The sequence below is a fragment of the Pseudomonas cyclaminis genome (assembly GCF_015163715.1).
In the GTDB taxonomy this organism is placed as follows: Bacteria; Pseudomonadota; Gammaproteobacteria; order Pseudomonadales; family Pseudomonadaceae; genus Aquipseudomonas; species Aquipseudomonas cyclaminis.
Window position 1 is genome coordinate 1 of sequence record NZ_JADDUM010000110.1, and the last position, 11,861, is coordinate 11,861.

Annotated in this window: 13 protein-coding genes and 1 pseudogene; 5 read left to right on the forward strand and 9 right to left on the reverse strand. The window is 61.5% G+C overall.

The window, feature by feature from the left end; translation table 11 throughout:
• Positions 1 to 30 precede the first annotated feature (30 nt).
• The gene (gene cls, locus IQK56_RS15110) at positions 31 to 1,470 is read right to left on the reverse strand and encodes a cardiolipin synthase (protein ID WP_122308642.1); all 1,440 of its coding nucleotides are present in this window, start codon (positions 1,468 to 1,470) and stop codon (positions 31 to 33) included.
• Positions 1,471 to 1,600: 130 nt separating this feature from the next.
• On the opposite strand from cls, the gene IQK56_RS15115 reads away from it, so the two are divergent.
• Entirely contained in the window at positions 1,601 to 2,122 is a 522-nt protein-coding gene (locus IQK56_RS15115) for a DUF3617 domain-containing protein (RefSeq protein ID WP_112192808.1), read from the forward strand.
• On the opposite strand, the gene IQK56_RS15120 is transcribed toward IQK56_RS15115, so the two are convergent.
• The 7 genes and pseudogenes from IQK56_RS15120 to folE2 all read right to left on the reverse strand — a co-directional run bounded on the left by IQK56_RS15120 (position 2,119) and on the right by folE2 (position 7,737).
• Positions 2,119 to 3,456: a dihydroorotase gene (locus tag IQK56_RS15120; RefSeq protein ID WP_193862163.1), complete on the reverse strand. Its 1,338-nt coding sequence runs from the start codon at positions 3,454 to 3,456 to the stop codon at positions 2,119 to 2,121. The two genes, IQK56_RS15115 and IQK56_RS15120, sit on opposite strands and share 4 nt — an antisense overlap.
• Before the next feature lie 3 nt (positions 3,457 to 3,459).
• Positions 3,460 to 4,020, reverse strand: coding sequence for a gamma carbonic anhydrase family protein (locus tag IQK56_RS15125; protein ID WP_048721911.1), 561 nt, complete (start codon positions 4,018 to 4,020; stop codon positions 3,460 to 3,462).
• Positions 4,017 to 4,429 (reverse strand): annotated as a pseudogene (hisI, locus tag IQK56_RS15130) (phosphoribosyl-AMP cyclohydrolase). The gene IQK56_RS15125 and the pseudogene hisI overlap by 4 nt, the downstream one beginning before the upstream one ends.
• The gene (locus IQK56_RS15135) at positions 4,426 to 5,304 is read right to left on the reverse strand and encodes a metal ABC transporter substrate-binding protein (protein WP_112192805.1); all 879 of its coding nucleotides are present in this window, start codon (positions 5,302 to 5,304) and stop codon (positions 4,426 to 4,428) included. Before IQK56_RS15135 ends, hisI begins: the two are co-directional and overlap by 4 nt.
• An 11-nt stretch (positions 5,305 to 5,315) precedes the next feature.
• Positions 5,316 to 6,182 carry a metal ABC transporter permease gene (locus tag IQK56_RS15140; RefSeq protein WP_150761855.1) on the reverse strand — a complete coding sequence of 289 codons (867 nt, stop codon included), beginning with the start codon at positions 6,180 to 6,182 and terminating at the stop codon, positions 5,316 to 5,318.
• Entirely contained in the window at positions 6,182 to 6,850 is a 669-nt protein-coding gene (locus IQK56_RS15145; protein WP_193862162.1) for a metal ABC transporter ATP-binding protein, read from the reverse strand. Before IQK56_RS15145 ends, IQK56_RS15140 begins: the two co-directional genes overlap by 1 nt.
• Complete coding sequence (gene folE2, locus IQK56_RS15150; protein ID WP_193862161.1) at positions 6,847 to 7,737, reverse strand: GTP cyclohydrolase FolE2; 891 nt, start codon at positions 7,735 to 7,737, stop codon at positions 6,847 to 6,849. Before folE2 ends, IQK56_RS15145 begins: the two co-directional genes overlap by 4 nt.
• Positions 7,738 to 7,865: 128 nt before the next feature.
• Here folE2 and IQK56_RS15155 point away from each other — a divergent pair, with 128 nt between their 5' ends.
• On the forward strand, positions 7,866 to 9,077 hold the full coding sequence (locus tag IQK56_RS15155; RefSeq protein ID WP_122308629.1) for an N-acetylmuramoyl-L-alanine amidase: 1,212 nt from the start codon (positions 7,866 to 7,868) through the stop codon (positions 9,075 to 9,077).
• Here IQK56_RS15155 and IQK56_RS15160 read toward each other — a convergent pair.
• Complete coding sequence (locus tag IQK56_RS15160; protein WP_193862160.1) at positions 9,074 to 9,442, reverse strand: glutamine synthetase; 369 nt, start codon at positions 9,440 to 9,442, stop codon at positions 9,074 to 9,076. The genes IQK56_RS15155 and IQK56_RS15160 overlap by 4 nt on opposite strands.
• Before the next feature lie 126 nt (positions 9,443 to 9,568).
• On the opposite strand from IQK56_RS15160, the gene dksA reads away from it, so the two are divergent.
• The 3 genes from dksA to IQK56_RS15175 are packed head-to-tail and all read left to right on the forward strand — an operon-like array spanning position 9,569 to position 11,850.
• Positions 9,569 to 9,973, forward strand: a complete 405-nt coding sequence (dksA, locus tag IQK56_RS15165; protein ID WP_122308624.1) for an RNA polymerase-binding protein DksA — start codon at positions 9,569 to 9,571, stop codon at positions 9,971 to 9,973.
• A gap of 27 nt (positions 9,974 to 10,000) precedes the next feature.
• Positions 10,001 to 11,206 (forward strand): zinc metallochaperone GTPase ZigA, encoded by a 1,206-nt coding sequence (gene zigA, locus IQK56_RS15170; RefSeq protein ID WP_122308622.1) that lies wholly within the window; start codon positions 10,001 to 10,003, stop codon positions 11,204 to 11,206.
• Entirely contained in the window at positions 11,206 to 11,850 is a 645-nt protein-coding gene (locus IQK56_RS15175) for a DUF1826 domain-containing protein (protein WP_193862159.1), read from the forward strand. Before zigA ends, IQK56_RS15175 begins: the two co-directional genes overlap by 1 nt.
• The last annotated feature ends 11 nt before the right edge of the window (positions 11,851 to 11,861 follow it).

Below are 11,861 nucleotides of genomic sequence, written 5' to 3' on the forward strand. Positions count from 1 at the left end.
CCCTCCCACATTTTGTTTTGTGTTATCTGGTTAAAGGATGGGTGAGATCAAGCGCGCCACCCGCATCCCCAGTTGTTGCAGGCGCCGGGTTTCGCGGCTTTCTTCCTGACTGACTTCATGGGCCTGCGCGAAGTCATCCAGCAGCATCTGTTCCACCTCTTTGGCGAAGGCTTCATCGACGGTCAGCAACATCACTTCAAAATTCAGCCGGAACGAACGGTTGTCCATATTCGCACTGCCGATGGCGCTGATTTCGCTGTCCACCAACACCACCTTCTGATGCAGAAACCCCGGCGTGTAGCGGAACACTCGCACCCCGGCGCGCACGGCTTCGATGGCGTAGAGGCTGGAGGCGGCATACACAATGCGGTGATCCGGACGCGAGGGCAGCAGCAGGCGGACGTCCACACCGCGCAGCACCGCCAGGCGCAGGGCGGCAAACACGGCTTCGTCGGGAATGAAATACGGGCTGGTGATCCACACCCGCTCGGTCGCCGCGTGGATAGCCTCGACAAAAAACAGCGAGCAGGTTTCATACGGATCGGCCGGGCCGCTGGCGAGCAATTGGCAGAGCACACCGTCTTCGGGATAGGCGTCCGGCAGAATCAGCGGCGGCAGTTCCCGCGCCGCCCAGAACCAGTCTTCGGCAAACGACTCCTGCAGGCACGCCACCACCGGCCCCTTCACCTGCACATGGGTATCGCGCCATGGCGCCAATGGCGGTTTTTTGCCCAGGTATTCATCGCCCACGTTATGGCCGCCGACGAACCCGGTGATGCCATCCACCACCACGATTTTGCGATGGTTGCGAAAGTTGACCTGGAAGCGGTTGAGCCAGCCACTGCGGGTAGCGAAGGCCTTGACCTGCACCCCGGCGTCGCGCAGCGATTGCACGTAGCGATGGGGCAGGGCGTGGCTGCCGATGCGGTCGTAGAGCACGTAGATGCTCACGCCTTGGGCGGCTTTTTCCTTCAGCAGCGCGTGAAGTTGCCGGCCAAGTTCGTCGTCATGAATGATGAAAAATTGAAACAGCACGGCCGTCTTGGCGTTGCGGATCGCGTCGAAGATCGCGCTGAAGGTGGCGTCGCCATTCACCAGTAGGCGTACTTCATTGTTGGCCAGGCACGGCATCCGCCCCAGCTTGGGCATGGCGCGCAACGAGGCGTAGGCACTGGAGTTACGCGCGGCCAGGGCTTCTTCGACCCAAGGGCGCCAGTTCAGCTCGGTGATAGCGGTGTGCATTTCCTGGTTGGCCTGGCGACGGGCCTGGATGTAGGCGTCGAAGGTGCTGCGGCCGAAGATCAGGTAGGGAATCAGCGTGAGGTAGGGCATGAACATCAGCGACAAGGCCCAGGCGATCGAGCCTTGGGCGGTCCTGACGGTCAACACCGCGTGGATCGCGGCGAGAGTCCCGAGAAAGTGCAGTGTGGCGATGAAGTAGGCGAGCAGGTGCGGGCCGAAGAAATCCATGGACGTCGGTACTCCAGGCAATCCAATGCCTAACAGACCATGTTCGGCTGCGAATGTCGCTATTTTATTTGGCGTGCAACACTGGCGCCTTTGCAGCGTCTAACGCCCACAATTGCTCAGGAGTTACCCGATGAATGCTCGTCTGCTCTGCTTGTCCTTGGTTGTTGGTTTGTCGCTGCCGGTGGCAGCGCAGGCGCAGATGCTGGCGCCGGGCTTGTGGGAATTGACCACCAGCAATATGAAAGTCGATAACCAGGACCTGCCGGACTTGTCCCTGATCCTCGGTCAGCTCAAGCAACAAATGACCCCTGAACAACGCGCCATGCTCGAAAAGCAGGGCATCACCATGGCCGGCAAAGGCGTGCAGGTGTGCCTGACGCCGGCGCAGGTCGCGTCTGACTCGATTCCCCTGACCGACCCGCAATCGGGTTGCAAACAGGAGGTGACCGACAAGACCGGCAACCAGTGGAAATTCCGTTTCAGCTGCCCGAAAGCCCAGGGCACTGGCGTCGCCACTTTCCAGAGCCAGAAAGAATTCACCACCACCGTCAACGGCACCTTCAATGCCACCGGCATTCAGCAGAAGGGCAGCCTGGACACCCACGCGCAGTGGTTGGGCAACGATTGCGGCACGGTCAAACCCCGCGCCTAACGCAAGAAATGCAGCGGCAAACCCTGGCAGCTGTCGACCCCCTGGCCGTTGTGCCAGGCCAGGTGGCCGGAGACCAGGGTGGTGCTGACGCTGTGGCGAAAGCTGCGTTCGGCAAAGGGCGTCCAGCCGCAGCGGGCGAGGATCGGTTCTTCGCTCACCGGCTTGCCTTCGGGCTCGGGTTTGATCAGCACCAGGTCGGCCCAATACCCTTCACGCAGATAACCGCGGTCCGGGATAGCAAACAGGTCGGCGACCCGGTGGCTGGTCTTGGCGACCAGCGTGGTCAGCGGCAGCAGGCCGTCCGCCACCAACTCCAGTAACGCCGGCAGCGCATGTTGCACCAGCGGTAACCCTGACGGCGCTTCACGATACGCCAGCTGTTTTTGCGCCCAGGTATGCGGCGCATGGTCAGTGCCAATTACATCCAGACGGTCACTCAATAACGCCTCGCGCAGCGCTTCGCGGTCGGCGCGTGTCTTGATCGCCGGGTTGCATTTGATCTGATGGCCGAGGCGGTGATAGTCGCGGTCGTCGAACAGCAAGTGATGGATGCAGACTTCGGCAGTGATGCGTTTTTGCGCCAGGGGCTTGTCTTCGAACAGCGCCAGTTCCCGGGCGCTGGTGAGGTGCAGCACATGCAAGCGTGTGCCGTGGCGCTTTGCCAACTCCACCGCGAAAGACGATGAGCGATAGCAGGCCTCGGCATCGCGGATCAGCGGGTGGGCGACGGCGGGGATGTTGTCGCCGAAACGCTCGCGCAAGCGCAGTTCGTTGGCCTGGATGCTTGGCGTGTGTTCGCAGTGGGCCAGCAGGATGGTCGGCACGTCGGCAAACAGGCGCTCCAGAATCCGTGGATCGTCCACCAGCATATTGCCGGTGGAAGCGCCCATGAACACTTTGACCCCGGCCACCTCACAGGGGTCGAGGGCCGCGACGGTGTCGAGATTGTCGTTACTCACCCCAAAGTGAAAGCCGTAGTTGGCCACCGAGTGCAGCGCCGCACGGCGCTTTTTATCGGCCAGGGCTTCCAGGTTCAGGGTGGCCGGATTGGTGTTGGGCATGTCCATCACGCTGGTGATGCCGCCAGCCACCGCCGCACGGGACTCACTGTAAAAGCTGCCTTTGTCCGGCGCGCCGGGGTCGCGAAAGTGCACCTGGTCGTCGATCATGCCCGGCAACAGCCATTGGCCCTTGGCGTCGATGGACAACGGCGCATTGCAGCCGGTGATGCTGCTGGCGATCTTCTCGATACGGCCATTGGCGACCAGCACATCGGCGTCGAAAATCTGGCCTTCATTGACCAGGCGGGCGTTGCGGATCAGCAGGCGGCTCATGGTTCAGAACTCGTTTTGCAGGGCTTTGTAGCCGCGTACCAAATCAACGTTGGTGCGCGCCACGTCTTCGGAAAACTCCGAGGCGCTGACGCTCACCGGTGGAAATTGCGAGAGGTCGGTGTTGGGCCCGATGCGGGTGGTGGAGGGCACGTAGAACGCGGCCGGCAAGTCGCGGCCATCGACCACCGAGTTGTGGCGCACCACGCAACCGTCGCCCACGGCGCAATTGAACAGCACGCTGTTGAAGCCGATGAACACGCGATCGCCCACCGAGCACGGGCCGTGGACGATGGAGCGGTGGGCGATGGAGGTGAATTCGCCGATGGTCACTGCCGCGCCGGATTTGGAGTGGATCACCACGCCGTCCTGGATATTGGAATTGGCGCCGATGGTGATCGGGTCCATGGCGCCGCTGGCGTCGACTTCGTCGGCGCGGATCACCGCGTAAGGGCCGACGAAGACGTTCTCGCCGATGATGACCTTGCCGCAGATGATGGCGGTTTTGTCGACGTAGGCCGATTCGGCAATCACTGGCAGATCGCCGGAAGGGTTCTTGCGGATCATGCGCTGGGCTCCGTGATGATGTGGACGTGGTCGCATCGATGGCGTTGTAGAAACAGGTGGGCCGGCCGGTGTGGCAGGCCGGGCCGAGTTGGTTGACGATCAGCAGCACCGCGTCGCCGTCACAATCCAGGCGTGCTTCCACCAACTGTTGCCAGTGACCGGAGCTTTCGCCTTTGCGCCACAGTTGCTGGCGCGAGCGCGACCAATAGCAGACTTGCCCGGTAGCGAGGGTTTCGCTGAGGGCCTGGCGGTTCATCCAGGCCAGCATCAACACCGCGCCGCTGCCATGTTGCTGGGCGATGGCGGCGATCAAGCCATCGCTGTTCCACGCCAGCGCGTCGAGCACCGGTTCGAGTGGAAAGCGACTGCCAATGGCCGCCCCTTCCAGTTCGAGCATGCTCAGGTTCATGGCTTGCTCAGAGCCGCGCACAAGGTGTTGAGGTTGTATTCGAACAGTCCGGTAAACGTGCTGGCGGGGCCTTCGGCGGCGAGGGCATCGGAGTACAGCGTGCCGCCGATCTGCGCGCCGCTTTCGTCAGCGATCTGCTTGAGCAGGCGCGAGTCCTTGATGTTTTCCATGAACACGGCCTTGACCTTGTCTTTGCGGATCTGGGTGATCAGCGCAGCGACTTCAGCGGCGGAGGGTTCCCGTTCGGTCGACAGGCCTTGAGGTGCAAGGAACTGAATGCCATAGGCCTGGCCCAGGTAACCGAAGGCGTCATGGGAGGTGACAATGCGGCGGTTGCCGGGTGGCAGGGCGCCGAACTTGGTCTTGGCTTCGGCCAGCAGGCGATAGATTTCCTTCAGGTAGGTTTGGCTGTTGCGCTGGTAATCGGCGGTGTTGGCCGGGTCGGCGGCCACCAGCGCCTTGGTGATGTTGTTCACGTAGATTTCAGCATTGGCCAGGTTGTGCCAGGCGTGCGGGTCGGGGATGGTTTCGCCGTCTTCTTCCATGGTGTGGGAGATCACGCCCTTACTGGCGGTGACTACCGTGGCTTTGGTTTCGGTGCTGGTTACCAGGCGGTCCAGCCAGGGTTCGAAGCCAAGGCCATTCTTGATGATCAGCTTGGCCTTGAGCAGCGCCTTGGCGTCGTCCGGCGTGGGCTCGTAGGTGTGGGCGTCGGCATCCGGGCCGACCATGTTGCTGATCTGGATGTGATCGCCACCGATCTGGTGGGTGATGTCATCGAGAATACTGAAGCTGGTGACCACCTGGAGTTTGTCGGCGGCCTGGGCCATCGACAGCGGCAGCAGCAGACTGAACAGCACGAGTAGAGCGCGCATCGGGAAACACCTCATTGGGATGTAAGCAGGGGCGGGCGGCGCAGCAAACCGTGCACCGGACCGAAGACCACGGACAGCAGGTACCCCGCGCCAGCCACCAGCACAATCGCCGGGCCGCTGGGCAGTGAGTAGTAGAACGACAACAACAAGCCAAGCCATACCGACAGGCATCCCAGCACCGCCGATACTGCAATCAACACCGGCAGGCGCCGGCTCCAGAAACGTGAAGCGATGGCCGGCAACATCATCAAACCCACTACCATCAACGCGCCGATGGCCTGGAAGCCGATCACCAGGTTCAGTACCACCAAGGTTAAAAACAGCCCGTGGGCCAGCGGGCCGAGACGGCTGACGGTTTGCAGGAACAGCGGGTCGAGGGTGTCGAGCAGCAGCGGTTTGTAGATCAGCCCCATGGCGATCAGGCTGAACCCGGACACCCAGAGCATGCCGGTGAGGGTGGTTGCGTCCACGGCCAGGGCGGAGCCGAATAGCAGGTGCAAGAGGTCCAGGCGCTTGCCGGCGATGCCGAGGATCAGCACTCCGGCGGCGAGTGAGATGGGGTAGATGGCGGCGAGGCTGGCGTCTTCGCGCAGGCCGGTACGGCGGGTGATCCACGCCGACAGGCCGGCCATGCTCAAGCCGGCGCCGAGGCCGCCGATGGTCAGCGCCGGCAGGCTGAGCCCGGCGAACCAGAAGCCCAGCGCAGCACCGGGCAGGATGCCGTGGGCCACGGCGTCTCCGATCAGGCTCATGCGGCGCAGGATCAGGAAAACCCCCAGCGGCGCGGTGCTGCATGCGAGCACCAGCCCGCCGATCAAAGCGCGGCGCATAAACACGAAATCGACGAAGGGCATCCACAGGTGGGCGGCGAAGTGCATCAAGCCACCTGCATCTGGGGTTGTGGGCGGATCAGCTCTTTGCTGTTGCCGAACACGCAGCCGGTGCTTTTGATGTGCAGAACGTGCTCGGTGTGGTGGCGTACGGACGTCAAGTCGTGGCAAACGATGATCAGCGTGCGGCCTTCGGCATGCCAGGCGTGGATATGTTTCCAGCACAGTGCCTGGCCGTCTTCATCGAGGGCCGCGTGGGGTTCATCCAGCAACAACACCGGCGACTCGGCCAGGCTCATGCGAGCGAGCAGGGCGCGCTGCAATTGACCACCGGACAACGCCATCAAAGGGCGCTGTTCCAGGCCACTGAGGCACCAGTCCTCCAGTACCGCTTGCAGGCGCTGGCTGCGTTGGTGCGCCGTGAGTTGGCTGCCCCAGAAACCGGCGGCGACCAGTTCTTGCAGGCTGATGGGGAACTGGCGGTCGAGGTGCTGCTGCTGAGGCAGAAACGCCAGGCCGCCGCGGCGTGGAACATCCACGACCACCTTGCCGGCCAGCGGCTTTTGCAGCCCGGCGATCACTTTCAGCAAGCTGCTTTTACCGCAGCCGTTGGGACCGATAACGCCAGTAAGGCTGCCTTTTTCCAAAGTGAAATCCACGGCGGGTGTGAGCGGTTGGCCGGGGGCGCCCCAGCGCAGCGCGTTGCAGGTGATCATTCAGGGTTTCTCGTCCAGCGGCTTTCAGCCACGGCATCGTGCGCGTGCAGGCTTTCGGCGTGGATCACTTTCAGGTGGAAGGCTTTGACGGCATCCGAGCGTCTCAAGGCGAGGTTCAGGCGGCGTGCGGCGTCTTCGCAGAACATCAGGTTCTGCCCGTTGGCCAGGGCGAAGGCTTGTTCGTCCGCACGTTTCACAGCGGTTTGTACGGCGGTGCCGAGGGCAGCTTCGGCGTCGTTGATCAGGTCAGTCAGCGCCAGATGATCGCCTTGCAGATGTACGTGAAGCTGTGCGCTGCTGCGCTGGCTGTGGGGCGTGGCGATGATCCCATTGGCGCTGCCGAGCCACGTCAGCACGGCTTCATGCTGCAACGGCTTGTCGGCGAAATCTTCGAGAAATTGCTGCTGAATCAACTGCCTGGCAAGGGCTGCGGAACAGGGGCAGGTCGAGGAGTAAGTCACGTCAATTTTTTGTTCCACGTGGAACATCTGGTTTTCGAGGCGTGCTTCGATGCTGATTGGATAGCTCTTCCAACCGGCCAAAGGGCTCACCAGCGCCGGGCGTTTCAACAGCAAATTCGTATGGATACGCAGGTAGGCGTTCTTAGATAAATCTTCATGACTGTCGAGAAAGCGCTGCAGTACATTGCGCAGAAGTGCAGGCGTGAGGGGCTGCTGGTCGAGCATCTCCAGCGCCAGGTACAGGCGTGACATATGAATGCCACGGGCGGTGCCGTCGTCCAGGCTCACGCCGGCATCGGCGGTGGCGGTCAGGCGCTGACCGTCGATCAGGATTGGCAGGGCGATGCCGCACATGCCCACCCAGTCGAGTGGCAAGGCTTGGCGTGAAGCCTGCGCGGCGATATCCGGCAGAGTCAGCGCGTTCATGAGCAGGTCCATCGTTGGAAATAATTCGACATGTTATAGTATAACAATAGAGTCGACGATGAATTTTCTGTCCTAGCCTTTTTTCAGTCATGTCGAGTACGGACGCTCCTTTATTTGCGGTATTTGTCATGCACAGACGTCAGCTTCTCAATCTGCTCCTGGCCAGCCCCTTTTTTGTGTTGCCGTTCACGGCCCACGCCACGCAGATCCGTAACGCGCGATTGTGGCGCTCAAACGACAAGCTGCGGCTGGTGTTCGACCTCAGCGGTCCGGTGCAGTACAAGACCTTCTCCCTGACTGCGCCGGAGCGCCTGATCATCGACCTCAGCGGTGCGGGGCTCAGTGGTGATTTTTCTCAACTTGAGTTGAAGAACAGTGGGATAACCTCGATCCGTTCGGGGCATTTCGGCAAGGCGGATACGCGCATCGTGCTCGACCTGGCCGCACCGATGCAGCTCAACAGCTTTGTATTGCCACCGCAGGAAGGTCAGGGGCATCGCTTGGTGCTCGATCTGACCAGTGCCACTCAGGCGCCCCGTCAAATCGCCGCTGAACCTGCGCCCTTGGTGGCGCCGGTGGACAAGGCGCATCCCAAGCGCGACATCATGGTGGTGGTCGACCCCGGCCACGGCGGCAAAGACCCGGGCGCCATCGGCTCCAAGGGCCAGCGCGAAAAAGACGTGGTGTTGTCCATCGCCCAATTGCTGGCCAAGCGGCTGAAACGCGAGAAGGGCTTTGACGTGAAACTGGTGCGCAACGACGACTTCTTCGTACCGCTGCGCAAGCGCGTGGACATCGCCCGCCAGCACAAGGCCGATATGTTTATCTCGGTGCACGCCGATGCCGCGCCACGGCTTACGGCCTCGGGGGCCTCGGTGTATGCGCTGTCGGAGGGCGGCGCCACTTCGGCCACGGCGCGTTTTATGGCCCAGCGTGAAAACGGCGCGGACCTGCTGGGCGCCACCACGCTGCTCAATCTCAAGGACAAGGACCCGATGCTGGCCGGGGTGATTCTCGACATGTCGATGAACGCCACCATCGCCTCCAGCCTGCAACTGGGCAGCTCGGTGTTGGGCAGCCTGCAAAGCATCACCAGCCTGCATCAGAAACGCGTGGAACAGGCCGGGTTCGCGGTGCTCAAGTCACCGGATGTGCCGTCGATCCTGGTGGAGACGGGCTTTATCTCCAACGCCCGGGACGCCCAGCGCTTGGTGACGGCGCGCCATCAACAGGCGGTGGCGGATGGTTTGTTCGATGGCCTGAAAAACTACTTCCAGAAGAATCCGCCGATGAACAGTTACATGGCGTGGGTTCAGCAACAGAAGAATCCTCAGGCCTAGCAGCCGGTGATCCGGCTACAGGTGAACTTGGCGCTGGCCCCTCCGGAGCTGGAGAACCGATTGATCGTGGTCCAGCCCACTCGCCGTGTGTAGCCGACCCACGCCTCCCCATCCGAGGCCAAGCCAGTGAAAAACGTCAGTTGCCCATACCGGCTGTTGGTTTGTGCCCAATAGCGTTTGCCGGCCACTTCGAAACCGCGCAAATACGTGGTGTTGCCCACCGTCGCCACACTGTAGGCGTTGCCCAGCGGGTCGACACAGGCCAGCACGTTGACACTGCGCGTGCAGTTGGCCAGCGGACTCGGCGCTTGTGCACAGGCAGGCCCTGCCGCTGCCAATAACAGGGCGCACACCAGGTATTTCATAAGGTTTCTCGGGGCTGGGAGGTGTTCAAGCATTGCGCCCTTCGTCGCAGCGAGCAAGGGGGATTGGCTTATTTGTATTGTTATACTATAACATAAAAGCACAGCCTGACCCGTGACCCGCTCCCCATGACCGAACAAGACCTGCTGACCCAACCGCCTGCCGCCTACATGAATGAAGCCCAGCAAGGCTTCTTCCGCGAACTGTTGCTGAATCAGCGAACGGAACTGCAAGCGCGCATCGAAGGCGAATTCCTGGTGCTGCGCGAGCAGGAACCCAACAGCGACCCCGCCGATGTCGGCAGCGCCGAAGAGCAACGCCAATGGCAACTGCGTCTGCTGGAGCGGGAAAAGAAGCTGCTGGACAAGATCGACGACGCCCTCGAACTGCTGGCCCGTGGCGAATACGGCTGGTGCCGTGAGACCGGAGAACCCATCGGCCTGCAACGTCTGCTGCTACGTCCCACCGCCACCCTGTGTATCGAAGCCAAAGAACGTGAAGAGCTGCGCGAACGCCATAAACGGGCGATTTGACCGGCCGACCCTGATGAGGAATACCTGATGCCCAATCGTCTCCCCGTTACCGTGTTGTCCGGCTTTCTCGGCGCCGGTAAAAGCACATTGCTCAACTATGTCCTGCGCAACCGCGAAAATCTGCGTGTGGCGGTGATCGTCAACGATATGAGTGAAATCAACATCGACGGCAGTGAGGTGCAGCGCGACGTCACGCTCAATCGCTCGGAAGAAAAACTGGTGGAGATGAGCAACGGCTGCATCTGCTGCACCCTGCGTGAAGACTTGCTGGAAGAGGTCGGAAAGCTCGCCAAGGAAGGTCGGTTCGATTACCTGTTGATTGAATCCACCGGTATCTCCGAACCGTTGCCCGTGGCTGAAACCTTCACCTTTCGCGATGAAAACGACCAGAGCCTGGCCGATATCGCACGCCTGGACACCATGGTCACCGTGGTCGACGGCATGAACTTTTTGCTCGACTACCAGGCCGCCGAAAGCCTGGCCTCACGGGGCGAAACCCTTGGGGAAGAGGACGAACGCTCGATCACCGACCTGTTGATCGAGCAGATCGAATTCGCCGATGTGATCTTGATCAGCAAGATCGACCTGATCAGCAGCAGCGAACGTGAAGAGTTGATGGCCATCCTTGAGCGCCTCAACGCCCAGGCAGAAATCATCCCGATGGTCATGGGTGAGGTGCCGCTGCACAAGATCCTCAACACCGGCCGCTTTGACTTTGAACGCGCCGCCCAAGCGCCAGGCTGGCTACAAGAGTTGCGCGGTGAGCATGTGCCGGAAACCGAAGAATATGGCATCGCGTCCACCGCCTATCGCGCACGCCGCCCGTTCCATCCGCAACGCTTCTTCGACTTTATCGACCGGCCCTGGGTGAACGGCAAATTGCTGCGTTCCAAGGGCTTTTTCTGGCTGGCCAGCAAACATCAGGACGCCGGCAGCTGGTCCCAGGCTGGCGGCCTGATGCGTCACGGGTTTGCCGGGCGCTGGTGGCGTTTCGTGCCGAAAAGCCAATGGCCTCAGGACGAAGAAAGCGTCGCGGCAATCATGGGCAACTGGCAACTCAGCACCGGCGACTGCCGTCAGGAACTGGTGTTTATCGGGCAGAACATCGACTTCGCCCACATGCGCGCCGAGTTGGACGCGTGCCTGCTCAATGATGAAGAAATGGCCCTGGGCGTCGAAGGTTGGCGCCTGCTGGCTGATCCGTTTGGTCCCTGGTATGAAGAGGCAGCCTGATGCTGGCACCGGTTATCCCCTTGCGCCCCGTGATTCGCCAGACCCATGGTGAAACCCCGCTGGCGCTGTCTGACATCCTTGAGGACGGCGTGAACCTGGCGCTGTGGCAGCGCCAGTTGCCGCTGCATATTGCCGAGTTCGGCGCCTTGCTGGTGGCACTTAACGAGCCGTTGGCTGATTCGATGGTGATTGAGCTTAACAGCGAAGACGCCGAGCCGAACTTGCAGGGATTGGCGTCCAGTTGCCGTGATCTTGAGGGGTATGAAGGCTTTGTCGCCGATGTGTCATGGCTGGTCAGCGCCTTTGCCTGCCTGCTCGGCGCCAAGCGCATCGGCGTGCGCCTGCGGCTGCTGGATAAAGCCATGTGCCCGCGTTTTCACGTCGATCATGTGCCGGTGCGGTTGATCACCACCTATGCGGGTGTCGGCAGCCAGTGGTTGCGTGAAGGCGTGATGGACCGGCGCAAGCTCAGCCAGCCGGACGCCGAACCCAGCGAGCGCATCGAGCAGATTCAGTGCGGTGAAGTCGCCCTGCTCAAGGGCACCAAATGGCATGGCAACGAAGGCCACGGCCTGATCCATCGCTCACCCGGCCTGAAAGCGGATGAGCGCCGACTGATTCTGACGCTGGATTGGCTCGCGTAACCGCGTAGGAT